We start from the raw sequence: 25,786 nt of genomic DNA on the forward strand, positions 1-25,786 counted from the left end.
GCTGTCGTGGGGGCTTGGTTTTTTTTTCAACCCCAAATCTTTTGTGCCCCACCCGCGGTTGGGGGCGGGGGGGGGGGGCCGGCACGACTTGCGCTTGAGCGGGGGGCGGCCTCAGGGGGCCTTCGGCAGGGAGGGCAGGCCGGCCAGGTCCGGAGCGGGCAGTCCGCTGCCGACCAGCGTCGCGGCGACGGTGTCGACCAGGCCGGACACCACCTCGTCGACGGCCGGGGCGACCTGGGCGGCGTCGCCGGAGGTCACGGCCTTGTACAGCCCGTCGGTGGCCTTCTGAAGGGCGGTCAGGGCCTCGGCCGCGAGGCCCTCGGGCAGCTCGGGGCTGTCCTCGACGGGCGCGGGCAGTGTGCTGGCCTGCGGCAGGGGGCTGTCCTGGGAGGTGGAAGCGCTGCCCGGCGTGGTCGTGGCCGCAGGGGCTGCCGCGGTCGCCTGGTCGATGGCGTCCTGCACCTGGGTGCTGAGCTTGGCGGCCTGCGAGGGCGGCAGCTGGCCCCCGTCCGCCTTGAGTACGGCGGTCAGCAGGTCGGCGACCGGGAGGATGACGCCGCCGAGGTCGCCGAGGCTCTGGACCTGGCCGAGCAGCGCGTCCGCGTCGGGGACCGGGGCCCGGGACACCGCGTGGGGGTGCGCCGGGGCCGATGTGCTGTCGGCGGCCACGGCCGCGGGCCCGGTGACCCCGAGCAGCAGCGTGGCGCAGAGCGCGGACGTCGCGATTCGCCGTGCGGGCAGGCGCATGGGGGTTCCTTTCGGTGGAGCGTGGGATCTTGTGCCCACCGTGCGAGCGCCGGCAACGCTCCGCAACCGAGGGAACAGCCCAGGTCAGCACCGCTGTCCCCCGCTCCGCTACGTCCCCCCTGGTGAGGCGGCGTACGCGTGCCCGGTCGGCCGGGCAGCCCGTCGGCCCCCGTTCGGGGCAACGCGAACCGGCCGCTCTCCCGTGTGGTCCCACGGAAGAGCGGCCGGTCAGGGGTGGTTCGAGGCGACGTCAGTCGTTCTCGCACTCGTTGCCGAACGCCGGGTTCAGCAGGCCGATGATGTCGACCGTGTTACCGCAGACGTTGATCGGGATGTGCAGCGGAACCTGGACGACGTTGCCCGACAGCACGCCCGGGGAGTGGGCGGCGGCGGCCTGCGCGCCGCTGTCGGCGGCGGCGATGCCGGTGCTGCCCGCGACAGCGGCAGCGGCAGCGGAGGTCAGGACCAGGCCCTTCGCGATACGCGACATGGAGAGGTGCTCCTTGGGGGTTGACACAAACATCCGGGCGGCTGCCCGGCGCTGTGTCAACGCGTGGCGTGCGCGCGAGTTGTGCCGCCAAAGGGGTGATCTCGCCGGGAGGGTCGTCTTCACGGATCCGACACACACGCCCGGTTTTGTAGGGAAAGTGCCGGTAGCAACTAGAGTCGCAAACCTCTCAACACACCCCTTCGGCAAGCAAATCGCACTCAGGGGCGAGAGGGACCCCCGGTCCGCGTAGGCCTCCGGCGCGGCGGTGACCAGGTGGCCGTCCGGCTCGTTCCCCAGCGGGACGCGGCGTGCGCCGGGCGTGTTCTCCGGCGCTGTCGGCATCCGGCGGTTCTGGCGCGTTCCCGCCGTCCCGAGCGCCATCCGTGAGCGAGGAAGTCCGCGCATGCACCTGTCACCGACCGGCCCGCCGCCCCGGGTCCTCCACGTCACTCAGCCCGTGGACGGCGGCGTCGCCCGTGTCGTGACGGACCTCGCCGCGGCGCAGCTCGCCGCCGGGCTGCACGTCACGGTCGCCTGCCCCGACAGCCCCCTCTCGGCCCGGCTCGTGGCGCTCGGCGCGGACGTGCGGCCCTGGGCGGCCACACGGTCACCGGGACCGTCGCTCGTGGGCGAGGCACGGCGGCTCGCCCGGGTCGTGCGGGACGTACGGCCCGTCCTGGTGCACGCGCACAGCGCGAAGGCCGGGCTGGCCGGGCGGCTCGCCGTGCGGGGCCGGATCCCCACCGTGTTCCAGCCGCACGCCTGGTCGTTCGAGGCGGTGGGCGGCGTCACCGCGGCCCTCGCGCGCGGCTGGGAGCGGCGCGGTGCCCGATGGGCGGCACGGGTGGTGTGCGTCAGTGAGGCCGAGCGCCGGCTCGGCGCCGAGGCCGGGGTCCGGGGGCGGTGGAGCGTCGTGCCCAACGGGATCGACGTCGAGCGCTTCCGTCCGGGCGACGCGGACGCCGTGCGGGCCGGGCTGCTGCCGGACGGTGACCGGGGCGGGCCGCTCGTGGTGTGCGTGGGGCGGCTGTGCCGGCAGAAGGGGCAGGACGTCCTGCTGTCGGCATGGGAGTCCGTGGTGCGGCGGGTGCCCGGGGCGCGGCTGGTGCTGGTCGGCGACGGGCCGGAACACGCACGGCTGCGGGCCCTGGCCCCCGGTTCGGTGCTGTTCGCGGGGGACGTCGGCGATGTCGTGCCCTGGTACCGGGCGGCCGATCTGGTCGTCCTGCCCTCGCGCTGGGAGGGCATGGCCCTGGCCCCGCTGGAGGCCATGGCGTGCGGCCGGCCGGTGGTGGTGACGGACGTCGGCGGGGCCCGGGAGAGCCTGCCGCCGGACCTCGTCCCGCACTGCCTGGTCCCCGCCGACGCCCCGGCGGCACTGGCCGCGGCCGTCGCCGGGCTGCTGCTGGACCCGCCGCTGCGCACCGGCCTCGGCGAGCGGGGACGCCGGCACGTCCTGTCCACGCACGACGTGCGGCGCACGGCTCAGGCGGTCGCGGACGTGTACCGCGAACTCCTGGGCGCGCACGCCGTGTCCACCGAGCGCAGGGAGTCTGTCGCCTCGTGACCGCGGAAAGCACCGTTCCCCCTCCCGCCGGGCAGTCGCGGGATCCCGGATACCCGCCCGTGTCCGTCCTGCCGCCGCGCGGCGCCGCGGCGGGCTTCCGCCTCCCCGTCCGGCGTCCGCCGGCCCGGCCCGTGTCGCGGCTGCCGCTGCTCGCCGCGGACGGCACGGCCGCGGTGCTCGGCGGACTGGCGCTCTCCGGTGCCCAGCGCCACCCGTTACTGCTGGCGGTGCTGGTGGCCGCCTCGCTGCTGCTGCGCCCGCCACGGCCCGGGCGGGTCCCGGCCGTGCTGGACGAACTGCCCGCCGTGTGCGGCCGGATCGCGGTGGCCTGGCTGGCGCTCGGGGCGTTCGTGGCGGCGTACACCCCGCAGCACGTGCTCTCCGCGGGGACGCTGCTGGGCGGTGTCCTGCTCCAGTCGGCGGCGAGTTGCGCCGGGCGGGCCGCGGTGCACGCCTGCCGGCGCGGTGAGCTGCTGCACCGGCCGCAGACCGCACTCGTGGTCGGGCCCGCCGCGACCGCGCAGCGGGTGGCCGCGGCCGTGCTGCGGCATCCCCGGGACGGGGTGCGGCCGGTGGGGGTCGTCACCGACGAGCCGGACGGCGTCGGGGGGCTGCCCGTGCTGACCACGGGCGAGGAGGTGCAGCGGGCGCTCATCCAGAACGGGGTGCGCGAGGTGCTGGCCGTGCACCCGTCCGTGCGGACCGGGCAGGGACCGCTGCTGCGGGCGCTGGCCGAGTCGGGCTGCACCGTGTGGGAGATCGACCCGGACGTGCCGTCGCACCGGACCGGGGACCGGCTCGCGGGGTTCCCCTGCCGTCGCCTCGACCTCGGCACGCAGCGGCGCGGCAGGCCGGGCAAGCGGGCGCTGGACGTCGTGGTGTCGGGGGCGCTGCTCCTCCTGGTCAGCCCGCTGCTGCTGGTGTGCGCGGTGGTGCTGCGGCTCAGCGACGGGCCCGGGGTCGTCTTCCGGCAGGAGCGGATCGGCCAGGACGGACGGCCGTTCACCCTGCTGAAGTTCCGCACCCACCGCCCGGTCGACGCGCACGAGTCGGCGACCCGCTGGAGCGTGGCGAACGAACGCCAGATGCCGTGGTTCTGCCGCTTCCTGCGCCGCACCTCCCTGGACGAGCTGCTCCAGTTGTGGAACGTGCTGCGCGGCGACATGAGCCTGGTCGGTCCGCGGCCCGAACGCCCCTACTTCGTGGCGAAGTTCGGCCAGACCCACCCGGGCTACGCGGCCCGCCACCGGGTACGCACCGGCATCACCGGCCTGGCCCAGGTGCACGGGCTGCGCGGGGACACCTCGATCGAGGACCGGGCCCGCTTCGACAACGCCTACATCGACGACTGGTCGCTGTGGCAGGACGTGTGCCTGCTGCTGCGTACGGCGGCCGCGCTCGTGCGTCCGACGGGGAGCTGAGCGCGGATGACCCGGATCGGGGCGCAGGCGCCCGTCCTCGCGCTGGCGGCCGTCCTGCTCCTGCTCGCCCTGCCGCTGGGGCCGGGCGGCGAGGGCGGTGCCGGACCGGCCGACGCGGTGTCCGCGCTGGCCGTGCTGTTCTGCGCGGTCCGGCTCGCACGGGAGCGGCGGCGGCCGCTGTCCCGTACGGCGGCCGTGGTGCTGGGGCTTCCGGTGCTCGGTGTCGCCGTCGCCGCCCTGGGTTCGGTGCCGCCGGGCGAGGGGCTCACCGGTCTCGGGCGCTACCTCCAGGTCTTCGTGCTGGTCCCGGCCGCCGTGCTGCTGCTGGTCCGGGACCGGTCCGACTTCCGGCTGCTGGCCTGGTCCCTGGTGGGGCTGGCGGTGTGGCAGGGGGCGGTCGGGGTGCACCAGTACGTGACCGGGACCGGTGCCTCGTACCAGGGGCGGCCGGTGCGGGCCGTCGGCACGTTCGGGGCGCAGGACGTGATGGGGATGGCGACGGTCGTCTCCCTCGGCCTGGTGTGCGCGGTGGGGCTGGCGCTGGGCAGTACGCGGGTACGGCAACGGGTCGTCGCCCTCGCCGGGGCGCTGCTGCTGCTGCCGCCGCTCGCCCTGTCGTTCAGCCGCGGGGCGTGGATCGCGACGGCGGTGACGTGCACGGTGCAGCTCCTGCTGGGCGGGCTGCGGCGGGCGTGCGCGGCCGGGGCGGTGGTGGCCGCGGCGGCGGTGATCCTGGTGGGCGGTTTCGGGGTCGGTACGGCGATGCTGCAGGAGCGGATCAGCAGCATCACGCAGGTCGCCGACGCGCCCGACCAGTCGGTGACCGACCGGTACACCATGTGGGCGGCGGCGACGGGCATGTGGCGCGAGCACCCGGTGACCGGCGTGGGGCTGAAGGGCTTTCCCGAACACCGTGACTCGCATGCCTCGTTGGCGCTCTCGGCGGGCAGCGACACGGAGGGTGCGGGGGCGGCCTTCCGCAAGCAGCCGCTGCTCTCGCCCCACAACATGTACCTGCTGGTCCTGGCCGAGCAGGGGCTGCTCGGGCTGCTGGCGCTGGCGGGCAGCTGGCTCGCCCTGCTGGTGTGCGCGCTGCGTGCCCTGTGGCGGACCCGGCGGGCCCGCGCACCCGGCCTCGACTGCGGCCTGGCCGCCTGCGGCCTGCTGGTCTGGCAGCTGACGGACTTCGCCTACGCCGACATCGGCGGTCCGGCGACCGTGCTGACGGCGCTGTGCTTCGGGCTGACGGCGTGGTGGGGCCTCGCGGCGGCGACCCCGGCGAGGAACGACCCCGACCTGCCCGGGTCGGCCACGCGGGGCACGCCGAAGGAGGCGCCGGCGCGATGACGGTGACGCCTGAACACACGAACACGGGCGGGGGGACGACGGTCCCGAGGGCCTCGGCCCCGAAGGAACCCCCGACCGTCCCACGAGCCATGACCGCACAGGACCCGCCGGCCGTCCCCCCGCCCGCACACGCCCCCGAGCCCCCGGTCATCCCCCGGGCAGCGAACGTTCCCGGGCACCCGGCCGCCCCTTCGACTGCGAACACGCTCGGGCACCGGGCCGTCCCCACGGCTGCGAACACGCCCGGGCAACCAGCCGCCCCCACGGCTGCGAACTCGCCCGATCATTCGGTGGCGAACAGGGCTGGGGGTGTGCCCGGGCATCCGGCCCTCCCGGTACCTGCCGAACCGCCCGAGCCCTCACCTCTCCCCCGGTCCCCGGCGGTTCGTCAGGAGCCGGCGGGCGCCCAGGAGCCGGTCGCCCCCCTCTCCCCCGGGGACGCCCCCCTCCCCCGGGGGTTCCTCGCCCGGGCCACTCTCGTCACCGCTGTGCTCTCCTTCGCCGGGGCGCTGCTCGGGCTCGTGCGGGATCAGGCGCTGGCGCGGATGTTCGGGGCCGGGAGTGCGACGGACGCGTTCCTGGTGGCGTGGACCGTGCCGGAGTTCGCCGCCACGCTGCTCATCGAGGACGGGCTGGCCATCGCGCTGATCCCGGCGTTCAGCATGGCCCTGGCCAGACGAGCGCAGGGCGCTCCCGGCGACCCCGTCCGCTCGCTGGTCGCCGGTACGCTGCCCCGGCTGGCGCTGGCCTTCGCCGGTGTCGCCGCCCTGCTGGCCGTCTTCGCCCCGCAGGTCGTGCGCGTGCTGGCCCCGGGCCTGCCCGACCCCGCGCTCGCCGTGGACTGCACCCGGCTCACCGCCACCTGCGTCCTGACCTTCGGTCTCGCCGGGTACTGCAGCGCCGCCCTGCGCGCACACCGCCGGTTCCTCGCCCCGGCGGCCATCTACGTCGCCTACAACACCGGCATCATCACCACGGTCCTCCTCCTGGGCGCCCGGTGGGGCGTGGCGGCCGCGGCGGCCGGGGTGGCGATCGGCGGCTGTCTGATGGTCGTGGCGCAACTGCCCGTGCTGGGCCGCCTGCTGCGGGTGCGTCCGGTGGCCGAGTCCCCCGGCGGGGAGAGCGACGACCGTCCCGTGGGGGTGGCCCTGCTCGCCGCCGTGCTGCTGTTCGCGCTGTGCCGGCAGTCCCAGGTGCTGATCGAACGGTTCCTCGGCTCCACCCTGCCCTCGGGAGCCATCTCGCACCTGAACTACGCGCAGAAGATCGCCCAGATCCCCATGACCCTGTCCCTGATGCTGTGCACGGTCACCTTCCCGGTGGTCGCGCGCGCCCTGGCCGACGGGGACACCGAGCGCGCCCGCGGCCGGGTGGAGCGGGACCTGGCCCTGGTGGCGTGCGTGGTGCTGGCCGGGGCCTGCGTCGTCGTGGCCTGTGCCCCGCAGATCGTCGAACTGCTCTTCCAGCGGGGCGCGTTCACCGAACGGGACACGGCCGCGACGACCCGGGTGATGCGCGTGTACGCCCTCGGTCTGCTCGCGCACACCCTCGTCGGCGCCCTGATCCGCTCGTACTTCTCGGCGGGCCGGGTCACCTGGTACCCGCTCGGTGCGATGGCCGTGGGTCTCGCCGTCACCGCCGGGATCGGTGCGGCGGCGGTGGGCCCCTGGGGCGCCATGGGCATCGCCGCCGCCAACGCCGCCGGCATCACCGTCACGGCCGCCCTGCTGCTCGCCGGCATGGGCCCGCGCAGCATCCCGATCCGTACCCGGCGGGTGCTGGCCGACCTGGGCAGGCCGGTGGGGGCCGCGCTCGTGGCGACCCCCGCCGGCGTGTGGGCCGCCGGCCAGGCCGCTGCGCCCCTCACCTCCCTGCTCGCCGGCGCGTCCACCATCGCCGTCGTGTTCCTCCTGCTCGGCCGGGCCCTGGGCGACCAGGGCTGCGTGACCGGGCTGACCTTTCTCCGTTCCGTCTCACAAAGGCTCCTCCATGGCCGTACCCGTTGACTCCCCGGACACCGGCACCCGCACCAGACCGGGTCCCGCCCTGTTCGTGGCGATGTACCACTCCGTCGGCGACCCGACGGACGACCCCTACCGCGTCACCGTCACGCCGGAGCGGCTGGACCGGCAGCTCCGCTGGTTCCGGCGGCGTGGCCTGCGGGGCGTGTCCATGGCCGAGCTGCTCGCGGCCCGGGCCCGGGGTGAAGGGCGTGACCTGGTCGGGCTGACCTTCGACGACGGCTACGCCGACTTCGTCACGGACGCCCTGCCCGTGCTGCGCCGGCACGACTGCGGCGCGACCCTCTTCGTGCTGCCGGGGCGGCTCGGCGGGGACAACGCCTGGGACCCGCTGGGCCCGCGCAGGCGGCTGCTGACCGCCGACGGCGTCCGGCAGGCCGCGGCCGAGGGCATCGAGATCGGCTCGCACGGCCTCACCCACGTGGACCTGACGAAGGCCGACGACGTCACCCTGAAGTCGGAGACCGAGGGAAGCAGAACCGTGCTCAAGGAGCTCACGGGCACCGCGCCCGCCGGGTTCTGCTACCCGTACGGCACCCTCGACGCGCGGGCCGTCGACGCCGTGCGGCAGGCCGGTTACACCTATGCCTGCGCCATCGACCCCGGCCCGCTCGGCGGCCCGCACGCCCTGCCCCGGGCGCACATCGGCCAGAACGACACCGCCGTCCGGCTGTTCCTGAAGTACCGGCTGCACCGGCTGCGCCGCCGTCCCGTGGAGGAACCGCGGTGAAGGCCCTGCACATCATCACCGGCCTCGGTGTGGGCGGCGCCGAGCAGCAACTGCGGCTGCTGCTGCGGCACCTGCCCCTGGACTGCGACGTGGTGACCCTGACCAACCCCGGCACGGTGGCCGAGGGGCTGGCGGCCGACGGGGTGCGGGTCCTCGACCTCGGCATGGCCGGCAACCGCGACCTGGCCGCCCTGCCCCGCCTGGTGCGGGTCATCCGTTCCGGCGGCTACCAGCTCGTGCACACCCACCTCTACCGGGCCTGCCTCTACGGCCGGATCGCCGCGCGCCTCGCGGGGGTCCGGGCGGTCGTCGCCACCGAGCACTCCCTGGGCGACTCGCAGATGGAGGGCCGCCCGCTGAACGCCGGGGTGCGCGCCCTGTACCTGGCGGGCGAGCGGCTCGGCCGTACCACGGTCGCGGTCTCCCCCACCGTCGCCGAGCGGCTGAAACGCTGGGGCGTGCCCGGGCCGCGCATCGAGGTCGTACCCAACGGCATCGACGTGGCGCGCTTCCGTTTCGACGCGGCCCGCCGCCACGAGACCCGGCGCCGGCTCGGCCTGCCGGACGACGCCTTCGTCGTCGGCGCCGTCGGCCGCCTCGCGCCCGGCAAGCGCTTCGGCGTGCTCGTCCGGGCGCTGGCGCAGCTCCCCGACGACCACTGGCTGCTGCTGGTCGGCGGCGGCCCGGAGGAGGACGTGCTGCGCCGCACCGCCCGGGCGGCCGGGGTCGCGGACCGGGTGGTGTTCACCGGCGAACGCCCCTGCGTGCCCGACGGCACGCCCGGCCCCGACCTGCCGTCGCTGACCTGCGCGATGGACGTCCTCGCCTCCCCGTCCCCGGAGGAGGCGTTCGGCCTGGCGATCGTGGAGGCCCTGGCGTCCGGCCTGCCGGTGCTCTACGCCTCCTGCCCGGCCCTGGAGGACCTGCCGCCGTCCGCCGCGCCCGCCGCCCGGCGCGTCACCGGCGGCGCGGGGGCCTACGCCCGCGCCCTGACGGACGTACGCCGGCGGGGTCCCGCCCCGCGCACCGCGCCCGAGGCCGCCCGCCACTACTGCATCACCCGCAGCGCCGCCCGGCTCATGGACGTGTACGCCGCCGCGGTCGCCCGTCCCCCGTCCCCCTCCCTCCAGGAAGCCCGCACCTCATGACCGACACCCCCGCAAGGCAGCACCGTCAGGTCACCGCCCTCAGCAGGGCCCTGCCGCCCTGGTCCCTGCTCGCGGCCGGGGCCGTCGCCGGTGGACTGCTCGGCGGCGCGTACGGCCTGGTCAGGACACCGGTGTACACGGCGACCAGCTATGTCGTCGCCGTGCCGACGGAGAAGTCCGACACCGCCACCGCCCTCGGTTTCGCCCAGGCGTACGGCCGGGTCGCCCCCCAGCTCGCGGTGCTCGGCGACGCCCAGGTGTGGGCGGGGGTGCCGGTGAAGACGCTGCGGGAGAGCGTCCGGACGGCGACCTCGCCGGACGCGCCGATGGTGGCGGTCACGGCGACCTCCTCCCGCCCGGACGCGGCCGCCGACATGGCCAACGCCGTGGCCCGCGCACTGACCCGGCACGCGGGCGACACCGAGCAGTCCACCCACGTCGAGCTCCAGCAGTTCGCCCGGGCCGTGCGGCCCGCCGAGCCGTCCTCCGCCCCGGCGACGGTGACGGGTCTGGTCGGTGCGAGCGCGGGCGGCCTGCTGGGCGGCCTGGCGCTGCTGGTCCGGCCGCGGCGGACCGTCGGGCGCGGCGGGCGCGCCGCCGCCGTGCCCGGCCCGGCCGTCGCCGTCGACACCCACGGGCAGCTGTGACCTACACCGCGGAACTGGTCAGCGACGAGCGGACCTTCGCGGGCCTGGCCGCCGACTGGGACCGGCTGCACCGGCGGTGCGCGTCCGCCACCCCGTTCCAGAGCCACGCCTGGCTGCACTCGTGGTGGCTGTCGTACGGCGGGCGCGGCCGGCTGCGGCTGCTGCTGGTGCGGCACGGCGGTGAACTCGTCGCGGCGGCACCGCTGATGCGCGTACGGCGTCCCCTCCCGTCGCTGGTGCCGCTCGGCGGGGCGATCTCCGACTACGGGGACGTGCTGGTGGACGACGAGCACGGCGAGGGCGCCCTGGCCGCGCTCACCGGGGCGCTCGCGGCCGCCGCCCGCGCCGCCCTGATCGACCTGCGCGAGGTACGGCCGGGCGGCGCGGCCGAGCAGCTCTACGAGCGCTGGGCCGGGCCCCGCCGCCGGGTGGGCGACTCGGTGTGCCTGGAGCTGCCGGGCGGGTCGATGGACGAACTCCTCGCCCGGCTGCCGGCGAAGACCCAGCAGCGGATGCGCGCCAAGCTGCGCAAGCTGGACGCGCTCGGCGTGCAGCGGCGGATCGTCGCCCCCGGGGAGGTGGAGAGGGCACTGCTGCGGCTGCTGGAGCTGCACCGGTTGCAGTGGCAGGACCGGAAGGTGACGTCGGAGCACCTGCGGACGCGGTTCCGTGAGCATCTGGTGCGGTCGGTCGGTCCGATGGTGCGGTCCGGGACCGCGGTGGTCACCGAGTTCCGGCTCGACGACGAGGTCGTGGCGGTGGACGTGACGCTGCTGTCGCCCCGCCTCGCGGGCGGCTATCTGTACGGCGCCCATCCTCGGCTGCGCGAGCGGAAGGCGGATGTGGCGGCGATGCTGCTCGACTCGACGGCGACCCACACCAAGGACGGCACGCCCGGCACGCTGAGTCTGCTGCGCGGCAACGAGCCCTACAAGCACCACTGGCGCCCGCGGGCGGTGGAGAACCAGCGGCTGCTGCTGGCCCGGCGGCGCACGGCGCCGCTGCTGACGGCGGCCCTCTGCGACGAGGCCGTCCGCAGGCGGGGCAAGGAACTACTGCGGCGCCTGCGGGAGCGCGACCGCGGCGGCGCGGGCTGACCGGCGCCGCCGCCGGTGACGGGGACGTCCGCCCCGGCTACCTCGTGCGCGACCACCAGTCGAAGCGCAGGCACAGCTTGCCGCCGATCCAGTACTCGACCCAGTCGCCGAGGTTCAGCGGCGAGCAGTTCGCCGGCGGCTCCGCGGCGGGTGTGGTCGGCCGGGGGGTCGGGGTGGGTGCCGGGGACTGGGCCGGGTTCGGGGAGGCGGGCGCGGTGGGGGTGGGGGTGGGGGTTGCGGGGCCGGTGGGGGCCGGGTCCGGACGGTCGTTGCGGCCGAAGAGGAAGGAACGGTAGATCTCGGAGGCCCGGGGGTTGTCGTCGCACTGCCACACGCCGTGCGGGCAGTAGTCCGTCAGCGTCTGGTAGAGCGGTTTGTGCTCGTCCATCCAGGCGAGCATGCGCTGCATGTACTCGGCGTTGTCGCCGTTGCGGAACAGTCCCCACTCCGGGAAGGAGATGGCCTTGCCGTGAGCCTTGGCGAACTCCACGTGATGCCGGAGCCCGTAGGGTTCCTTCACCTGCTCGTCGAACGACATGCCCCGCGGCTGGTCGTAGGCGTCCATGCCGATGATGTCGACGGTGTCGTCCCCCGGGTAGCACTGGGTCCAGGGGACGGCGTCCCGGCCGCGGCTCGGGGTGAAGTCGAACCGGAACTTCTGGCCCGGCACCGCCCGCATGGTGGTGACGATCCGGTTCCAGTACTGCTTCCAGGCCTCCGGGTCCGGCCCGCAGCGGTGGGTGTAGGTGATGCCGTTCATCTCCCAGCCGAGGACCAGGACCGTGTCCGGGACGCCCAGTTCGACCAGCCGCTCGGCGAGTGTGCGGAAGTGGTGGTCGAACCGGCCCTCGGCGCCCTGGCGCAGGAGCCGGCGCACCTCCCAGTCGGACAGGCCCTCCTCGTTGCGCTCCATCAGCGGCACGTTGAGGACGAGCAGCCGGTCGGCCCGCTCACGTCGCCAGTTCGCCCACACGTCGAGGAAGCCGGGCAGGCCCTCGATGTTGCTCCAGCGGTCGCCCGGCAGGTAGGTGTGCCCGACGCGCAGTTCGGCGCCGCCGAGCCAGGTGCTGAGCTGGGCCATCCGGGCCACGCCGCGGGGGCCGTAGTCGAGGTAGGCGCCGAAGGCCGGGACGTGCTGGGCGCCACCCGCGGGGGCGGCGGAGGCCGAGGGGGAGGCCGGTGTCGAGGGAGCGGCGGACGGCGCGGGTGACTCGGCCGGGGTCGCGACCGCCGCCGGGGCGGCCGCGGGGGCCGGGGTGGCCGCGGGGGCCGGGGCGTGGGGCTCGGCGGAGCGGGCCGATCCGGCGCCCGCGGCCACCGTGTGACCCGACGTCAGGGCCGCCGTGACGGCGACCGTCGCCGCGACGAGTGCCAGCCGGGACCGTGCGCGTCGCTGCTGTGTGGCCATGACCGCCCCTTTCGCTTTCCTCCGCTTACTGACACTCAGTCATATGGAAAGCGATCACGCCACGGCACTGTGGCTTTCGAGTGGCCGGCTCCCCCGCACCGGTGACCACGTTCGAAAGAAGGGGCTGACGGGCCGCGCACGGAGGGGCGGTTCACTCCGCCGGCCCGGCAGAAGCGGACCAGTGCCGAGCCCACCGGCCTCAGGGGTGCCGGGCGCATGCGTCCGGCACCCGCTGGGTCAGCGGTGGGACGCGGCCCGGCCCCGCCGGTAGAGCAGGACACCGCCCACGATCAGCGCGGCACTGGTGCCCGCGGCACCGGCCAGGGCCCCGGCTCCGGTCTCGGGGAGACTGGGCGGCTGTTCCGGACCACCGGGGGGCGGGGGCGTGTGGTGGTCACTCGGGGGCGTACCGGGGGGCGTCGACTCGTGGCCGCCCGGCGGGGGTGTGTGCGGGGGCTGGGTCGGAGGGGTGTGCGGGGGCTTCGTCGGGGGCGTGTGCGGGGGCTTCGTGGGAGGGGTGTCGCCGTAGCCGTAACCGCCGTCGTCGTCCCCGTAACCGCCGTCGTCCCCGTAACCGCCGTCGTCGTCCCCGTAGCCGCCACCGTCCCCGTGGCCGTACCCGCCGTCACTGTGGGACGGGGTCCTGTCGCCGCCGTCCGGCGTGCCGTGGTCGTCGCCGTGGGAGCTGTCCCCGCCGTCGCCGTGATGCCGATCGCCGTGGTCCTGCGGGGACGTGTGCCGGTCACCGCCGTGACGGCCGTGCCCGCCGGCCTCGTGGGCGCAGGAGTTGCCGAACGCCGGGTTCAGGGCGGCGACGACGTCGACGGAGTTGCCGCAGGCGTTCACGGGTACCTCGACCGGGGCCTGGACGGTGTTGCCGGACACGGCACCCGGTGAGTCCTTGGTGACTCCGTCGGCCGAGGTGTCGGCGAGGGCGGCGCCGCCGCACAGGGACAGGATGCCCGTCGCAGCCGCTGCCGCGACCATTCCCCTGCTCAGGGTCTGTCGCAATCTCGTTGTCCTCCTGCTCGTGGAAGTGGGAAAAGCCGGCCCCGGAACGAACACCGTGTCCCAGGGCCGGCCAGGTCGCAGCCGATGCTGCGCGCGGGTCTACCGCGTCAGTCGTTCACGCACACGTTGCCGAACGCCGGGTTCAGGGCGGCGATGACGTTCACGGTGTTGCCGCACAGGTTGATCGGGATGTGCACGGGGATCTGGATCACGTTGCCGGAGAGGACACCCGGGGAACCGACGGCGGCGGCCTGGGCGCCGGAGTCGGCGAAGGCCGGACCGGCCATGCCGAGAGCCATGATCGCGCCCGCGACGAGAGCAGCGCTCTTCTTCATGAACTTTCCCTTCTCTGCGGTCATGCCCACCATGACCTGCAGCCTGCAAACGAGAAATTGCCAGTGGAAGAAACTGAACAACACAAAGGGTGGGGTAATTCACTCGACTGCCCCACGAAAATTTGACAAGCGACACATACGGCCGGGCGGCCCGCCGTGAATACAGCGGGCCGCCCGGACTGCGTACGGTACGGCTCAGTCGCCGTTCGCCGACAGGACCGACAGGTCCTCCAGGATGTGGTTGAGCGCACCGTCCCGCTTGGTGTTCGTGGAGTTGTCCGCACACTGCTGCTGGACGTGGTCCGACAGGACGGGGATGTCCTGGACCACCACACCGATGAGGGCGGCGACGCCGACGTCGAGGTCCTGAACGGCGAGACAGGGCTTGTTGAGCGTCCCGTCCACCAGCGAGAGCTGGGGGCTCATGTCGCCCTTGGTCGCCGAGTTGCCGAACGACGACGAGGCGCCGTTGCCGTTGGCGACAGACGGTCCGGAGTCGTCCCCGACGGCAAGAGCCTGGGGAGCAGCCGCCACCGACATACCGATGACAGAAGCGGCGGCCGCAGCGGCGACCATTGCCTTCTTGAGCACTTCGCGTTCCTTTCCTCGTAGCGACGCATGTCCTACGGCCTCATCAACCGGGCTGGAGATGATTGGTTGCGGGTGTTCACCCGGTTGGCCCGCAGCTCCCGAAAGCCCTGATAATCACCGGGAACGAAGAACACACAAACTGTCCTGGCGTGGGCTGACAGGGTGATGGGGAGAAACCATGCACCGCCAAGGCAGTTGACCAGAACGCTCCGGAGGACGGGGTTTCCTCAGAAAGGACTGGTCAGTGATCAAGAAGGTTATTGCCACCGCGGCGATCGCCGCTTCCGTCATGGGAGCCTCCGCCGCCGCGGCGCCGCAGGCGCTGGCTGTCGGCGACGACAGCGGCCCCACGGCCGTCAACGGCAACGGGGCGATGCAGAGCTTCGGCAACTCGTCGACCTACGGCAACATGAGCCCCCAGATGGCGCTCATCCAGGGCTCGTTCAACAAGCCCTGCATCGCCGTCAACGACCTGCCCATCGGCGTCGGCGCGCTCATCGGTGTCCCGATCCAGGACATCCCGATCCTGTCGGACCACCAGCAGCAGCAGTGTGCCGAGAACTCCACCAACGCCAAGCGCGACGGTGCGCTGGCGCACCTGCTGGAGGACGTGTCGGTCCTGTCGGCGAACGGCGACTGACGCAGCCGCGCCGAAGGGCGGGTCGCCGGGCGCATGCCCGGGGGCCCGCCCTCGTCGTGTTTCAGGGCCTGTTCGCGTACAGCTCTTCGATGGCGTCCGCGTAGGCCTCGGTCGCCGCCCGCCGTTTGACCTTGAGGGACGGGGTCAGCAACCCGTTCTCCTCGGTGAACTCGCCCTCGACAAGGGCGAAGGCACGGATCGACTCGGCGCGTGAGACGGCCTCGTTGGCGTGGTCCACGGCCTTCTGGACGAAGGCGCGCAGGCGTTCGTCGCGGACCAGGGCGGACATCGGGGTGTCGGCGGGGAGCTTGCGCACCGCGAGCCAGTGGGCGAGGGCCTCGGGGTCCAGGGTGATGAGCGCGGCGACGTAGGGGCGGTTGTCGCCGACGACGAGGCACTGCCCGACGGGCGGGCGGCTGCGCAGGCGGTCCTCCAGGACGGCCGGGGAGACGTTCTTGCCGCCGGTGGTGACGAGGATGTCCTTCTTGCGGCCGGTGATGGTGAGGTAACCGTCCTCGTCGAGGGAGCCGAGGTCGCCGGTGGCGAACCAGCCGTCGTCCAGGACCTCCCCGGTCGCGTCCGGGTCGTTCCAGTAGGCGCCGAAGACGATGCCGCCCCGGATGAGGACCTCGCCGTCGTCGGCGATGCGGACGGCGGTGCCGGGGACCGGCAGGCCGACCGTGCCGGGGCGGGGGTCCAGGGGCGGGACGATGGTGGCGGCGGCGGTCGTCTCGGTGAGGCCGTAGCCCTCGTAGATCAGGATGCCGGCCGCGTAGAAGAAGAGGTTGAGTTCGCGGTCGAGGGGGCTGCCGCCGCTGATGGCGTAGCGCACGCGGCCGCCGAGTTCCTTGCGGACGCGGCGGTAGACCAGCAGGTCGTACAGGGCGTGTGCGGCGCGCAGGCCCGGGCCGGGGCCGGGGCCCTTGCCGAGGAACCGGGCCAGGTGGGCCGCTCCGAAGCGGACGGCGATGCGGTGGGCGCGGTCGAAGGAGGCGCCACGGCCCAGCTTCTCGGCGGTGGCGCGGCCGGTGTCGTGGATCTTCTCGAAGAGGTACGGGACGCCGACCAGGAAGGTCGGGCGGAACGCCTTGAGGGCCGGGCGGAGTTCGTCGGGCTTGATGCTCGGGCAGTGGCCGATCTCGATCCGGGCCATCAGGCAGGCGATCTGGAGGGTGCGGCCGAGGATGTGGGCCAGCGGGAGGAACAGCAGGGTCGAGGCGGTCTCGCCGGTGACCTCCTTGAACAGGGGGTGGAGCAGTTCGACGGTGTTGGCGGCCTCGGCGTGCAGGTTGGCGTGGGTGAGGACGCAGCCCTTGGGGCGGCCGGTGGTGCCGGAGGTGTAGCAGAGGGTCGCCGTCGTGCCGGGGGTCAGGGCGGTGCGGCGCTTGGTGACCTCCTCGTCGGCGATGTCCCGGCCGAGGGCGGTGAGGTCGTCGAGGGCGCCGCCGTCGAGCTCCCAGATCCGCGGGGGCGCGGGGTGGGCGGCCGTCCCGGCCAGGACCGTGTCGGCGTTGCCGGCGTTCTCCGTGACGACGTACCGGGCGCCGGAGTCGCGGACGATCCACTCCACCTGGTCGGCGGAGGAGGTGGCGTACACGGGGACGGTCCGGCCGCCGGCGGACCAGATCGCGAAGTCCAGGACCGTCCACTCGTAGCGGGTGCGGGACATCACCGCGACGCGGCCGCCCGGTTCGAGGCCGGCGGCTATCAGGCCCTTGGCCACGGCGGTGACCTCGCGGGCGAAGGCCGTCGCCGTGACGGGTTGCCAGCTGCCGTGCCGTTCGCGGCGCAGGACCACGGCGTCGGGGGCTTCGGCCGCGTTGGTGTAGGGGATGTCGGCGATGCTGCCGGTCGTCGGGCGGGCCGCGAGGGGAGCCGTGCGGGCCTCGCGGACGACGCCCCGCTCGTCGGTGACGGTGTCGGCCTTCGTGCGGATCGCCAGGTCGGTGCGTCGTTTCGCCCGTCGCAGATCCTTGCGTACGCCCATGACGGCTCCCGGTCGCGGATGAGGCTGAAGTGCTGCCGTACTCGCCTGCCTTCTTACTCCGGAGTCAACTTACCCGTAAGTAAGCGTAGGTCAATGGTGTGCGGTCAGGCGGTTCGCGGTGTCGATGGCGTCGGCGAGGTCGCGGATGTCCTCGCTCTCGGTGCGGTCGGCCAGGTCTCGTGCATGACCGGCGAGCTCACCGAGCCGCGGGGCGTCGGGCAGGCGGGACCGGTCGTGGCGGAGGGCGTCGGCGAAGTAGGCGGCCGTGGCGGTGGTCCGCAGGCCGCTGCTCGCGCTCCAGACGGAGTCGTCGAGGGCGTCGGTCTCCAGGTCGCCGGCCTCCTCGTGCGGGTCGCGGGTGGTGGGGTCGAGCCAGCGCACGGTGGCGGTGGCGAGGTGGCCTTCGGCCCCCGGCGCGGTGCGCACGGCGTACAGGGCGGTGACGGTGTGGCCGGGGCCGACCTCGCCGCCGTCGACGCGGTCGTCGCGGAAGTCCTCGTCGGCGACACGGCGGTTGTCGTAGCCGACGAGACGGAACTCCTCGACCGTCCCGGGGTCGAAGGCGACCTGGGCCTTGGCGTCGCGGGCGGTGAGGTCGACGTTGCGCGGGAGCTGCTGGGAGAAGACCTTGCGGGCCTCGTCGGAGTCGGACACGTAGACGGTGTGGCCGTCGCCCTTGTCGGCGAGCCGCTCCATGAGGGCGTCTCCGTAGTCGCTGCCGACGCCGACGCCGAAGAGGGTGATGCCGTGCTCGCGGCGCTCACCGGAGACGCGCTCCAGGATGCTGTCGGCGTCGGTGTCGCCGGTGTTGGCGAGCGCGTCGGAGACGAGGACGACCCGGTTGGTGGCGCCCTCGCGCAGGCCCTCGACGGCCGTCTCGTAGCCGGTCTCGACGCCGGCGCCGAGGTTGGTGGAGTCCTTCGTGTCCAGGTCGGAGATGACGTCCTGGATCGTGTCGCGGTGGCCGCCGAGGCGGGTCATCGGCAGGACGGTCTCGGCCTCGTCGCTGAAGGTGACGAGGGCGACCGAGTCGTCGTCGCGCAGCCGGTCCGTCATCACGGACAGGGACTCCTGGGCGAGGTCGAGGCGGCCCGGCTCGGCCATGGAGCCCGAGACGTCGATGACGAAGGTGAGGGCGGCGGGCGGGCGTTCGCCGGTGCGTTGCGCGCTGCGGGTGGCGAGGCCGACGCGGATCAGGGACCAGTCCTCGTCGTCGGTGCGGGCACCGTCGACGGTGACCGAGAAGCCGTCGCCGTCGGGGCGGTCGTAGTCCTGGCGGAAGCTGTTGACGAACTCCTCGGGGCGGACCGTCGACGGGTCGGGCAGGCGCCCGTCGGCGAGGGCGCGGCGGGCGTAGTCGTAGGAGGCGGTGTCGACGTCGAGGGCGAAGGTGGAGAGGTGGTCGGGGTCCTCCCGGCGGTCGTGGCGTTCGTCGGTGTCCTGGCCCTCGGCGGGGGCGGGCCGGCCCGTGCTGTAGTCGGGGCGGTCGGCCGCCTTGCTGCCCTCGCCGGTGTCGGCGCCCCCGCTGCATGCCGCGAGCAGCAGGCCGCTCGCCGCCGTGAGCGCGAGCAGCGCTGTTCGTGTGCGGAACCGCTCCATCGTCCGTACCCCCTGCATCCGTTGACGTCGGCTTCTTGCGACTGTGACGGCGCGGGGGGCCGGAACGTGCGGTACGGGGGGTTGCGGAAGCGTCTCGAAGCGGCCACGGGGGCGGCCCTTCGAGACCGGTGGGTGATCCTCCGTCGACCTGTCCGTCGGCTTGGCCTAGGAGACGACGTCCTTGCGGGCGAAACCGCGGAAGGCCAGGGCGAACAGCACGAGCGCGTATGTCACGGAGACCGACGCGCCCTGGATCATGTCCGTCCACTCCAGCTGCGGCCGGACCGCGTCGAGCCAGGCGTACTGCCAGTGCGCGGGCAGGAAGTGGCGCCAGTCGCCGAGAGCCGTCACCTCGTCGAGGACGCTGCCGATGATGGTGAGGAACACCGCCCCGCCGACCGCGCCGAGCGGGGCATCGGTACGGGTCGACAGGCAGAACGCGAGGGCCGCGGTGACCAGCTGGGACACCATGATGTACGCGACGACGATCAGCATGCGCTGCACCGCCGTGCCGGTGGACAGGCTGCCGCCGGTGGGCAGTTCGAGCGGCCCCCAGCCGTAGGCGGCCGTGCCCACGGCGAGGGCGACGACCGGGAGCAGCAGCAGCGCCGCCAGGCTCAGGGTGAGTCCGACCGCCAGCTTGGACCACAGCAGCCGGGCCCGGGGCACGGGGGCCGCGAGCAGATAGCGCAGGGACGACCAGCTCGCCTCCGAGGCGACCGTGTCCCCGCAGAACAGGGCGACCGGGATGACGAGCAGGAAGCCCGCGGCGGAGAAGAGGTTGACGGCGGCGAAGTTGGCCCCGGAGGCGGTCGCCGTGTCCATGAGGTTGACGCGGGTGTTGTTGCCGCCCGGGTCACCGCCGACCTGGAAGGCGATCAGCAGGATGACCGGCAGGGCGAGCAGGACGCCGCCCATCACCATCGTGCGGCGCCGCTTCAGCTGCCGGGTCAGCTCGACGCGCAAGGGCAGGGTGCGGCCCGCGCGGTAGCCGTCGGCGACCTCGGCGGGCGGCTCGGCGAGCGTGCTCATGCTTCGGCTCCGATCAGGGTGAGGAAGGCGTCCTCCAGGCGGCGGTGCGGGCCGACCGAGCGCACCGGTACGTCGAGCCGTACGAGTTCGGCGACCAGGCGCTGCGGGGTGCCGTCGGCGTCGAGCCGGACGAGCAGGCCCTCCTCGACGCGCACGGCGGAGGCGACGCCCGGCAGGGCGGCGACCTTCTCGACGACGGGGTCGTCCACCGCGGTGGCCGTACCCACCAGGAGCGTGTCGCCCGAGCCGACGATGTCCGCGACCGGGCCCGCCTGGACGAGCTGTCCGTGGTCCATCACGACCAGGTGGGTGCAGGTCTGCTCGACCTCGGCGAGGAGGTGGCTGGAGACGATGACCGTGCGGCCGGCGGCGGCGTAGCGGATCATCACCTCGCGCATCTCGCGGATCTGGGGCGGGTCGAGGCCGTTGGTCGGCTCGTCGAGGATGAGCAGGTCCGGCAGGCCGAGCATGGCCTGGGCGATGGCCAGGCGCTGGCGCATGCCCTGGGAGTAGGTGCGCACCGCGCGGGCGAGAGCGTCACCGAGGCCCGCGATCTCCAGGGCCTCCTCCAGGTGCGCGTCCTCGGCGGGGCGGCCGGTGGCGCGCCAGTACAGCTCCAGGTTCTCGCGGCCGGACAGGTGGGGCAGGAATCCGGCGCCCTCGACGAAGGCGCCGACGCGGGAGAGGACCGGGGCACCCGCGCTGATGGCGTGGCCGAAGACGCGGATCTCGCCGCCGTCGGGCCGGATGAGGCCCATCAGCATGCGCAGGGTGGTGGTCTTGCCCGCTCCGTTGGGGCCGAGCAGGCCGAGCACCTGGCCCTGCTCCACACGGAAGGAGAGGTCCTTGACGGCGTACCGGTCGGCGGACTTGGCGTACCGCTTGGTCAGGTCCGTGATCTGGAGGGGGACTTCGGCCAGGTCCGGGTCCGGCGGGGCGGGCGCGGCCGTGCGGCGGCGGCCGGTGAGGATCAGCGCGAGCGCGATGCCCGCGCCGGCCAGGGGCAGCCACCACACCCAGGCGGGCAGCCCGTCCTGGGTGTCGCGCTGCCCGAGGGCCGAGGGGACCTGCAGATCGCCTTCGAGGGAGACGGTGTAGGTCGCCGGGGTGGCCGGGGAGGCGTAGCCGAGGTCCGTCGAGGCGAGGACCAGACGCAGCCGGTGGCCGTCGTCGACCTCGTGGTCGATCGCCGGGAGGGTGAGGGTGACGTCCTTGCCGGCCTTGGCGCCCTCGACCCGGACGGGTGTGACGAGCTGTGAGGGCAGGACCGGCTGGGTGCGCCCGCCCGGACCGACGTCGTAGAGCTTCGCGAAGAGGACGGCGTCGTCGCCGGTGGACTTCACGTGGACGGTCGCGGTGGGCGAGCCGGTGATCTGGAGGTCCTCGCGCAGCGGCGCGGACTCGAACGCGGCGAACTGGCCGGGGAAGTCCAGGGAGATGCCGATGCCGAGCGTGGAGAGCCGGCTGAGGCCTCCGGCGCCGCCGAGGCCGGGCAGGGCGGACACCCCGGGCGGGCTGGCGCCGGGCGGGTTGGCGAAGGTCTGCTCGCGGCCGGTCAGGGGCAGGGAGCGCTGCCCGCTCTCCAGGCCGGGGTAGCGGTCCGACGTCACCCCGGCCAGGCGGGGTTCGCCGTCGCCGGAGCCCTGGCCGAGGGTGCGGCTGACGCGGAAGGCGGGGCCGGGGTCGACGCTCTTGTCGTCCTTGAGGTAGCGGTCGAACCAGGACGTCACACGGCCTTCGACGCGGCCGGTCTCCATGTCGCCGCCGTCATGGCCACCGGCGATCCAGTCGACGTCGACGGGGGCGCCGTTGGCGCGGATCGCCTCGGCGGCCCGGTCGGCCTGGCCGAGCGGGAAGAGGGAGTCGGTCTGGCCCTGCATCAGCAGGGTCGGCACCTTGATGCTCTTGCCGACGGCGGACGGGGAGCGCTCCTCGAGCAGCTTGCGCGCCTCGGCGTCCGGTTCGCCCGACTCGGCGACCCGCTCGTACATCCGGCACAGTGCGGGCTCGAACATGTCGCAGCCGCCGCCGGAGTTGACGAAGATGCCGGCCCAGAGCTTCTTGAACACGCCGTTCGGGAAGAGGGCGTCGGCGAGGTTCCAGTAGGTGATCGCCGGGGCGATGGCGTCGACACGGTCGTCGTGGCCCGCCGCGAGCAGGGCGATGGCGCCGCCGTAGGAGGCACCGGCCATGCCGAGGCGGGGATCGCCCTTCTTGTCGAGTTGGACCTGGGGCTGCTCGGCCAGCCAGTCGATGAGCTTCGAGACGTCGGCGACCTCGCCCTCGGGGTCGTTCAGGCCGATCTTCCCGTTCGACGCGCCGAAGCCGCGGGCCGACCAGGTCAGGACCGCGTAGCCGTCCCGGGCGAGGGCCTGGGCCTGCTGCCGTACGTCGTTCTTGCTGCCGCCGAAGCCGTGTCCGAGCAGGACGGCGGGGCGGCGGCGGTCTCCACCGGTGGTGAAGAAGGAGGTGTCGATGCGGATGCCGTCGCCGGTGGGCAGGGTGCGGTCCTCGCGGTGGACCGGGGGTGGCTCGTCGCCCGCGACGGCGGTCCACGTGCCCGCGCCCGCGAGGACGACGACGGCGGCCCCGGCGGCGAGGAGCCTCCGGGGCCTTCGAAGCAGCCCGGTCAGGCCGGGCAGTCGAAGATCCATGCGTCAACGGTACGGGGTGAAGCTGTCGGTGAGGTGTCGACCGGAGGCCGAAGTGCGGGGCCTTCCAGGGGTGTACACGGAGTTCTTCGCGTACTGCGGGTGGTGTACGGCTTCGAGCTCGGGGGGGGTGCTGTTGTGTGCCGGGGGCGGGTGCCTTGTGGTTGTTCGCGCGGTTCCCGGCGGCCCTGAGGGCCTGCAGGTCGCGGCGCTTCACCGAGCTGGTCTCACTCCTCCGGCACCGACACCAGCCAGCGTGTTTCCCTGCGCGGGCGGAGGTAGAGGGCCCAGTACAGGGTGGCCGCCGCCGTGATGCCGCCGGTCCACAGGAGGTACGTCGGGTCCTGCTGGATCAGGATGTAGAGGAGGACCACGATCAGGAGGAGGGGGGCCGTCGGCCACAGGGGCATGCGCCAGGCCGGGGTGTGCTTGTGGTGGCCCCGGCGGGACAGCAGGGCGGCGGTCGCGACGAGCAGGTACATGCCCGTCACCGAGACGCCCGTGACGCCGTACAGGGTGTCCAGGTTCACGAAGCACAGGGCCGCGCCGGGGACGCCGACGGCGAGGGTGGAGACCCAGGGGGAGCCGAAGCGGCCGAGGCGGGAGAAGAGGGTGTTGACCGGTCCGGGCCAGGCCTTGTCACGGGCCGAGGCGAACAGGACGCGGGAGTTCTGGATGACCATGACGATGCCCGCATTGATGATCGCGAGGGCCACGCAGAGGCTGACGAACGTGCCGACGGCCGAGTCGGACCAGGCCGTGACCATGGTGCTGATGTCCCCGCCCGTCAGGGCGGCGAGGTCCGGGGCACCCAGGGTGATGGCGGCGACCGGGACCAGGATGATCACGGTGGACAGGGCGAGGGTGGCCAGGACCGTGCGGGCCACCGAGCGGCGGGGGTTCTCCAGCTCCTCGGAGAGGTAGACCGCCGTGGAGAAGCCCTGCGTGACGAACAGGGCGATCGCGAGGCCGGAGACCACCAGGAGGGCCGTGACGGTGTCCGGGGCGCCGTCGGGGCCCGCCACCCGCATCGACACGAGGCTGCCTGCGCCGCGCTCGGCGTGCGTGAAGCCCAGCACCGCGACCACCGCCGCCGCGATGACCTCCAGGACCAGGAAGACGCCGGTGATCCAGGCGTTGGCCCGCAGGTCGAGCAGACCGGCCAGGGTCGCCAGGAGCATCACCGAGGCGCCCGTCCAGGACGGGTCGAGGTGGACGAGGGGGGCGAGGTAGTCGGCCGTGCCCATCGCGATGACCGGCGGAACGATCATCACGACCAGCAGGGAGAGGATGAACACCAGCCAGCCCGCGAGCCGTCCGGCCATCGTCGAGACCATGGCGTACTCGCCGCCGGCGCTGGGGACGAGCGTGCCGAGCTCCGCGTAGCAGAACGCCACCGCCACGCAGAGCAGCGAGCCGATGGCGATGGTGAGGGCGGTGGCGGTGCCGAGCGTGCCGAACAGGTCGGGGACCACCACGAACAGGGTGGAGGCGGGCGTCCGCAGGACAGGGTCAGCAGGGTGCCGCCGACGACTCCGATGGAGCGCTTCAGCTTCTTGGGGCCGCCCGACGCCTGCGCGACGGCGGCCTCGACAGGGGTGAGGGTGTCGGTCACGTGGGGGATGCAACATCGACGGAAACCATCACGTCAATGATTGTTTGCCTACGAATTTCGTTGTCGATCGGCGATCTCGCGCGCGTTAACGTTGCGTCAGGGCTTCTGCGGCACGGATTCGGCGACTGCGGGAATCGCAGGCCGGGCACGTAAGAAAGTGGGGCCGTCCGCGATGCGGACGGCCCCTGGCACCCGGTGTCAGTGGTTGCGCGGGAAGCCCAGGTCCACGCCCGCCGGGGCGTCGGCCGGGTCCGGCCAGCGGGTGGTGACGACCTTGCCGCGGGTGTAGAAGTGCGTGCCGTCGTTGCCGTAGATGTGGTGGTCGCCGAAGAGCGAGTCCTTCCAGCCGCCGAAGCTGTGGTAGCCGACGGGGACCGGGATCGGGACGTTCACGCCGACCATGCCGGCCTCGACCTCCAGCTGGAAGCGGCGGGCCGCACCGCCGTCCCGGGTGAAGATCGCGGTGCCGTTGCCGAACGGCGAGGCGTTGATGAGGTCCAGGGCCTCCTCGTACGTCTCGGTGCGCAGCACGGTCAGCACCGGGCCGAAGATCTCGTCCTGGTAGGCCTTCGCGGACGTGGGCACCTTGTCGAGCAGCGAGATGCCGATCCAGTGGCCGTCCTCGAAGCCGTCGACGGTGAAGCCCGTGCCGTCCAGGACGACCTCGCAGCCCTCGGCGGCCGCGCCCTCGACGTAGGAGGCCACCTTGTCGCGGTGGACCTTCGTGATCAGCGGGCCCATCTCGGACGCCGGGTCGTCGCCGGGGCCGATCTTGATCTTCTCGGCGCGCTCGCGGATCTTCTCCACGAGCTCGTCGCCGATCGCGCCGACCGCCACGACCGCGGAGATGGCCATGCACCGCTCGCCCGCGGAGCCGTAAGCGGCGCTCACCGCCGCGTCGGCGGCGGCGTCGAGGTCGGCGTCCGGGAGGACCAGCATGTGGTTCTTGGCGCCGCCCAGCGCCTGGACGCGCTTGCCGTTGGCGGAGGCGGTGGTGTGGATGTAGCGGGCGATCGGGGTCGAGCCGACGAAGGAGACGGCCTTGACGTCCGGGTGCTCCAGGAGGCGGTCGACGGCCACCTTGTCGCCGTGGACGACGTTGAAGACACCGTCGGGCAGGCCCGCCTCGGCGAGCAGCTCGGCGATCTTGATCGAGGCCGAGGGGTCCTTCTCGGACGGCTTCAGCACGAACGTGTTGCCGCACGCGATGGCGAGGGGGAACATCCACATCGGCACCATCGCCGGGAAGTTGAACGGCGTGATGCCGGCGACGACGCCGAGCGGCTGGCGGATCGAGGAGACGTCGACACGGCTGGCGACCTGTGTGGACAGCTCGCCCTTCAGCTGCACGTTGATGCCGCAGGCCAGCTCGACGATCTCCAGGCCGCGCGCGACCTCACCGAGGGCGTCGCTGTGCACCTTGCCGTGCTCGGCGGTGATCAGCTCGGCGATCGCGTCCCGGTTGGCGTCCAGCAGCGCGCGGAACCTGAACAGGATCGAGGTGCGCTGGGCCAGCGAGGACTGGCCCCAGGTCTGGTAGGCCTCCTTGGCTGCGGCGACCGCCGCGTCCACCTCGTCGACCGAGGCGAACGCGACCTTCGTCGTCACCTCGCCGGTCGCCGGGTTGGTCACCGGCCCGTGCGTGCCCGAGGCGCCTTCGACGGTCTTGCCGCCGATCCAGTGGTTGACGATCTTCGTCATG

General features: G+C 73.6%; 20 protein-coding genes and 1 pseudogene. 9 read left to right on the forward strand and 12 right to left on the reverse strand.

What is annotated here, in order from left to right; genetic code table 11:
* Positions 1–111 precede the first annotated feature (111 nt).
* Positions 112–747 (reverse strand): hypothetical protein, encoded by a 636-nt coding sequence (locus ACFV20_RS11940; RefSeq protein WP_385655327.1) that lies wholly within the window; start codon positions 745–747, stop codon positions 112–114.
* Between the two features lie 250 nt (positions 748–997).
* Positions 998–1,237: a chaplin ChpG gene (gene chpG / locus ACFV20_RS11945; RefSeq protein WP_161366612.1), complete on the reverse strand. Its 240-nt coding sequence runs from the start codon at positions 1,235–1,237 to the stop codon at positions 998–1,000.
* A 403-nt stretch (positions 1,238–1,640) separates the two neighbouring features.
* On the opposite strand from chpG, the gene ACFV20_RS11950 reads away from it, so the two are divergent.
* The 8 genes from ACFV20_RS11950 to ACFV20_RS11985 all read left to right on the forward strand — a co-directional run bounded on the left by ACFV20_RS11950 (position 1,641) and on the right by ACFV20_RS11985 (position 11,215).
* On the forward strand, positions 1,641–2,804 hold the full coding sequence (locus ACFV20_RS11950) for a glycosyltransferase (RefSeq protein ID WP_385655329.1): 1,164 nt from the start codon (positions 1,641–1,643) through the stop codon (positions 2,802–2,804).
* Positions 2,801–4,225 carry an exopolysaccharide biosynthesis polyprenyl glycosylphosphotransferase gene (locus tag ACFV20_RS11955; RefSeq protein ID WP_385655331.1) on the forward strand — a complete coding sequence of 475 codons (1,425 nt, stop codon included), beginning with the start codon at positions 2,801–2,803 and terminating at the stop codon, positions 4,223–4,225. The genes ACFV20_RS11950 and ACFV20_RS11955 overlap by 4 nt, the downstream gene beginning before the upstream one ends.
* Before the next feature lie 6 nt (positions 4,226–4,231).
* Positions 4,232–5,572 carry an O-antigen ligase family protein gene (locus ACFV20_RS11960; RefSeq protein WP_385655333.1) on the forward strand — a complete coding sequence of 447 codons (1,341 nt, stop codon included), beginning with the start codon at positions 4,232–4,234 and terminating at the stop codon, positions 5,570–5,572.
* 488 nt (positions 5,573–6,060) lie between these two features.
* Entirely contained in the window at positions 6,061–7,578 is a 1,518-nt protein-coding gene (murJ, locus tag ACFV20_RS11965) for a murein biosynthesis integral membrane protein MurJ (protein WP_385655335.1), read from the forward strand.
* Positions 7,562–8,323: a polysaccharide deacetylase family protein gene (locus tag ACFV20_RS11970; RefSeq protein ID WP_385655337.1), complete on the forward strand. Its 762-nt coding sequence runs from the start codon at positions 7,562–7,564 to the stop codon at positions 8,321–8,323. Before murJ ends, ACFV20_RS11970 begins: the two co-directional genes overlap by 17 nt.
* Positions 8,320–9,471, forward strand: coding sequence for a glycosyltransferase (locus tag ACFV20_RS11975; RefSeq protein ID WP_385655338.1), 1,152 nt, complete (start codon positions 8,320–8,322; stop codon positions 9,469–9,471). The genes ACFV20_RS11970 and ACFV20_RS11975 overlap by 4 nt, the downstream gene beginning before the upstream one ends.
* Complete coding sequence (locus ACFV20_RS11980; protein ID WP_385655340.1) at positions 9,468–10,118, forward strand: lipopolysaccharide biosynthesis protein; 651 nt, start codon at positions 9,468–9,470, stop codon at positions 10,116–10,118. Before ACFV20_RS11975 ends, ACFV20_RS11980 begins: the two co-directional genes overlap by 4 nt.
* Positions 10,115–11,215 (forward strand): GNAT family N-acetyltransferase, encoded by a 1,101-nt coding sequence (locus tag ACFV20_RS11985; protein ID WP_385655341.1) that lies wholly within the window; start codon positions 10,115–10,117, stop codon positions 11,213–11,215. Before ACFV20_RS11980 ends, ACFV20_RS11985 begins: the two co-directional genes overlap by 4 nt.
* 37 nt (positions 11,216–11,252) lie before the next feature.
* On the opposite strand, the gene ACFV20_RS11990 is transcribed toward ACFV20_RS11985, so the two are convergent.
* The 4 genes from ACFV20_RS11990 to ACFV20_RS12005 all read right to left on the reverse strand — a co-directional run bounded on the left by ACFV20_RS11990 (position 11,253) and on the right by ACFV20_RS12005 (position 14,560).
* The gene (locus tag ACFV20_RS11990; RefSeq protein WP_385655342.1) at positions 11,253–12,623 is read right to left on the reverse strand and encodes a glycoside hydrolase family 26 protein; all 1,371 of its coding nucleotides are present in this window, start codon (positions 12,621–12,623) and stop codon (positions 11,253–11,255) included.
* A gap of 237 nt (positions 12,624–12,860) precedes the next feature.
* Complete coding sequence (locus tag ACFV20_RS11995) at positions 12,861–13,634, reverse strand: chaplin (protein WP_385655343.1); 774 nt, start codon at positions 13,632–13,634, stop codon at positions 12,861–12,863.
* A gap of 107 nt (positions 13,635–13,741) precedes the next feature.
* Positions 13,742–13,969 carry a chaplin gene (locus ACFV20_RS12000; protein ID WP_385655712.1) on the reverse strand — a complete coding sequence of 76 codons (228 nt, stop codon included), beginning with the start codon at positions 13,967–13,969 and terminating at the stop codon, positions 13,742–13,744.
* A gap of 195 nt (positions 13,970–14,164) precedes the next feature.
* Positions 14,165–14,560: a rodlin gene (locus ACFV20_RS12005; RefSeq protein ID WP_030838260.1), complete on the reverse strand. Its 396-nt coding sequence runs from the start codon at positions 14,558–14,560 to the stop codon at positions 14,165–14,167.
* A 244-nt stretch (positions 14,561–14,804) separates the two neighbouring features.
* Between ACFV20_RS12005 and ACFV20_RS12010 the strand changes: the two genes are divergently transcribed.
* Positions 14,805–15,200, forward strand: a complete 396-nt coding sequence (locus ACFV20_RS12010) for a rodlin (RefSeq protein ID WP_385655344.1) — start codon at positions 14,805–14,807, stop codon at positions 15,198–15,200.
* 61 nt (positions 15,201–15,261) lie between these two features.
* On the opposite strand, the gene ACFV20_RS12015 is transcribed toward ACFV20_RS12010, so the two are convergent.
* The 6 genes and pseudogenes from ACFV20_RS12015 to mmsA form a co-directional block, all read right to left on the reverse strand.
* The gene (locus tag ACFV20_RS12015; RefSeq protein WP_385655346.1) at positions 15,262–17,187 is read right to left on the reverse strand and encodes an AMP-dependent synthetase/ligase; all 1,926 of its coding nucleotides are present in this window, start codon (positions 17,185–17,187) and stop codon (positions 15,262–15,264) included.
* Between the two features lie 90 nt (positions 17,188–17,277).
* Positions 17,278–18,804: a von Willebrand factor type A domain-containing protein gene (locus ACFV20_RS12020; RefSeq protein ID WP_385655348.1), complete on the reverse strand. Its 1,527-nt coding sequence runs from the start codon at positions 18,802–18,804 to the stop codon at positions 17,278–17,280.
* A 147-nt stretch (positions 18,805–18,951) separates the two neighbouring features.
* Complete coding sequence (locus ACFV20_RS12025) at positions 18,952–19,818, reverse strand: ABC transporter permease (RefSeq protein WP_385655350.1); 867 nt, start codon at positions 19,816–19,818, stop codon at positions 18,952–18,954.
* Positions 19,815–22,472 carry a CocE/NonD family hydrolase gene (locus ACFV20_RS12030; RefSeq protein WP_385655352.1) on the reverse strand — a complete coding sequence of 886 codons (2,658 nt, stop codon included), beginning with the start codon at positions 22,470–22,472 and terminating at the stop codon, positions 19,815–19,817. Before ACFV20_RS12030 ends, ACFV20_RS12025 begins: the two co-directional genes overlap by 4 nt.
* A gap of 224 nt (positions 22,473–22,696) precedes the next feature.
* Positions 22,697–24,084 (reverse strand): annotated as a pseudogene (locus tag ACFV20_RS12035) (APC family permease).
* Positions 24,085–24,282: 198 nt separating this feature from the next.
* Positions 24,283–25,785: a CoA-acylating methylmalonate-semialdehyde dehydrogenase gene (gene mmsA / locus ACFV20_RS12040; RefSeq protein WP_385655354.1), complete on the reverse strand. Its 1,503-nt coding sequence runs from the start codon at positions 25,783–25,785 to the stop codon at positions 24,283–24,285.
* Between the last annotated feature and the right edge of the window lies 1 nt (position 25,786).

Source organism: Streptomyces sp. NPDC059696 (genome assembly GCF_042733745.1).
In the GTDB taxonomy this organism is placed as follows: domain Bacteria; phylum Actinomycetota; class Actinomycetes; order Streptomycetales; family Streptomycetaceae; genus Streptomyces.